Genomic DNA, 2,473 nt, shown 5'->3' with positions numbered 1-2,473 from the left:
GGCGGCTACGCCAAGGAGATGTCCAAGGAATACCAGGCCAAGCAGGCGGCGCTGACCGCCGAGCATATCGCCAAGCAAGACATCGTCATCACCACCGCGCTCATCCCGGGCCGTCCGGCGCCGAAGCTGGTGTCGGCTCAGATGGTTGCCTCGATGAAGCCGGGGTCGGTGCTTGTCGATCTCGCCGTCGAACGCGGGGGCAATGTCGAAGGTGCTGTGCCCGGTAAAGTCGTCACCACCGCCAACGGGGTCAAGATCGTCGGTCATCTCAACGTGCCAGGCCGGGTCGCGGCGTCGGCTTCGCTGCTTTACGCCAAGAACCTGTTCGCTTTCCTCGAGACCATGGTCGACAAGGGATCGAAGCAGATCGCCATCAACCGCGACGACGAGCTGGTCAAGGCAACGATGCTGACCGACGCCGGCAAGGTGGTGCATCCGAACTTCGCCAAGGCGGCCGAAACACCGTCCGAACAGGCTGCACCGGCGAAGGCCGAGAAGCCCGCCAAGACCGAGAAACCGGCGGCGGCCAAAAAACCGGCGGCACCCAAAAAGGCCGCCCCGCCGAAGAAGTCATCTCAGGGAGACGCATGATGGAAGGTCTTCAAAAAGCCCTCGACCAGCTCGACCAGGCGGTTGGTGCCGTCAAGCTCGGCGTCCAGGATCTGGCCAATGCCCAGAACGCGGCCGAGGCCGCCGGCAATGCCGCTCATGCGCTGTCGGGCGGGGCGATCGACCCGTTCGTGTTCCGCTTCGCCATCTTCGTTCTGGCGATCTTCGTTGGCTATTACGTCGTGTGGTCGGTGACACCGGCGCTGCACACGCCTTTGATGGCGGTGACCAACGCGATCTCCTCGGTGATCGTGGTGGGTGCGCTTTTGGCCGTCGGCATCGCAGCTTCCGGGCTTGCCACCGGCTTCGGCTTCATCGCCCTGGTGCTGGCCTCGGTCAACATCTTCGGCGGCTTCCTCGTCACCCAGCGCATGCTGGCGATGTACAAGAAGAAGGACAAGTGACGTGACCCTGAACCTCGCTTCCTTCCTCTACCTGGTCTCGGGCATCCTGTTCATCCTGGCGCTGCGCGGCCTGTCGCATCCGACCACCAGCCGCCAGGGCAACACCTACGGCATGATCGGCATGGGCATTGCCATCGTCACCACGCTTGCCCTGGCCAAGCCCTCGGCCGGCGGCCTTGGCCTGATCGTGCTTGGCATCGCCATCGGCGGCGGCATTGGTGCGGTTACCGCGCGGCGCATCGCCATGACCTCGATGCCGCAGCTGGTCGCAGCCTTCCACAGCCTCGTTGGCATGGCCGCCGTGATGGTGGCGGCCGCCGCCGTCTACGCGCCCGAAAGCTTCGGCATCGGCGAAGTCGGGGCGATCCACGCCCAGGCGCTGGTCGAGATGAGCCTGGGTGTCGCCATCGGCGCCATCACTTTCACCGGCTCGGTCATCGCCTTCCTCAAGCTCGACGGCCGCATGTCGGGCAAGCCGATCATGCTGCCGGCCCGCCACGTCATCAACGCCGCACTCGGAATAGCCCTCGTGGTGCTCATCGTCATGCTGGTGACGACCCAGTCGACCACCATCTTCTGGCTGATCGTGGCCGTGTCGCTGGTGCTCGGCGTGCTGCTGATCGTGCCGATCGGCGGCGCCGACATGCCGGTGGTGGTGTCGATGCTCAACTCCTATTCGGGCTGGGCGGCGGCAGCGCTCGGCTTCACGCTCGGCAACCTGGCGCTGATCATCACCGGCGCGCTGGTCGGCTCCTCGGGTGCGATCCTCAGCTACATCATGTGCAAGGGCATGAACCGCTCGTTCATCTCGGTCATTCTCGGCGGCTTCGGCGGCGAGACGGCGGCTGTCGCCGACGACGGCATCGAGCGCACGGTCAAGCAAGGTTCGGCCGACGACGCCGCCTTCTTGATGATGAACGCGCAAAAGGTCATCATCGTGCCGGGCTACGGCATGGCGGTGGCCCAGGCCCAGCATGCGCTGCGCGAGATGACCGACAAGCTCAAGGCCAATGGCGTCGAGGTCAAATACGCCATCCATCCGGTCGCCGGCCGCATGCCCGGCCACATGAACGTGCTGCTCGCCGAAGCCAACGTGCCTTACGACGAGGTCTTCGAACTCGAAGACATCAATAGCGAGTTCGCCCAGGCCGACGTCGCTTACGTCATCGGCGCCAACGACGTCACCAACCCCTCGGCGCGCGACGACAAGAACTCGCCGATCTATGGCATGCCGATCCTCGACGTCGACAAGGCGCGCACCTGCCTGTTCGTCAAGCGCAGCCTAGGCTCGGGCTACGCCGGCATCGACAACACGCTGTTTTACAAGGACGGCACCATGATGCTGCTCGGCGACGCCAAGAAGATGACCGAAGAAATCGTCAAGGCCATGGACCACTGAGCCAGGCCAGACACAGCCTGATTCCAAAAAAGCCCGGCCACAGCGCCGGGCTTTTTCTTTG

At 64.3% G+C, this 2,473-nt stretch carries 2 protein-coding genes and 1 pseudogene; all 3 read left to right on the top strand.

The genetic code is table 11. The features are described from left to right. Window positions 1–591, top strand: a pseudogene (locus C8K44_RS27165) (NAD(P)(+) transhydrogenase (Re/Si-specific) subunit alpha); the annotation flags it as partial. Beyond that, window positions 588–1,013, top strand: coding sequence for a proton-translocating transhydrogenase family protein (locus C8K44_RS27160; protein ID WP_109578857.1), 426 nt, complete (start codon window positions 588–590; stop codon window positions 1,011–1,013). The pseudogene C8K44_RS27165 and the gene C8K44_RS27160, both read left to right, overlap by 4 nt. Before the next feature lies 1 nt (window position 1,014). Then, entirely contained in the window at window positions 1,015–2,412 is a 1,398-nt protein-coding gene (locus tag C8K44_RS27155) for an NAD(P)(+) transhydrogenase (Re/Si-specific) subunit beta (RefSeq protein ID WP_109578856.1), read from the top strand. The last annotated feature ends 61 nt before the right edge of the window (window positions 2,413–2,473 follow it).

This window comes from Aminobacter sp. AP02 (assembly GCF_003148805.1).
In the GTDB taxonomy this organism is placed as follows: domain Bacteria; phylum Pseudomonadota; class Alphaproteobacteria; order Rhizobiales; family Rhizobiaceae; genus Aminobacter.
This window is presented reverse-complemented; position numbering and strand designations above follow the sequence as displayed.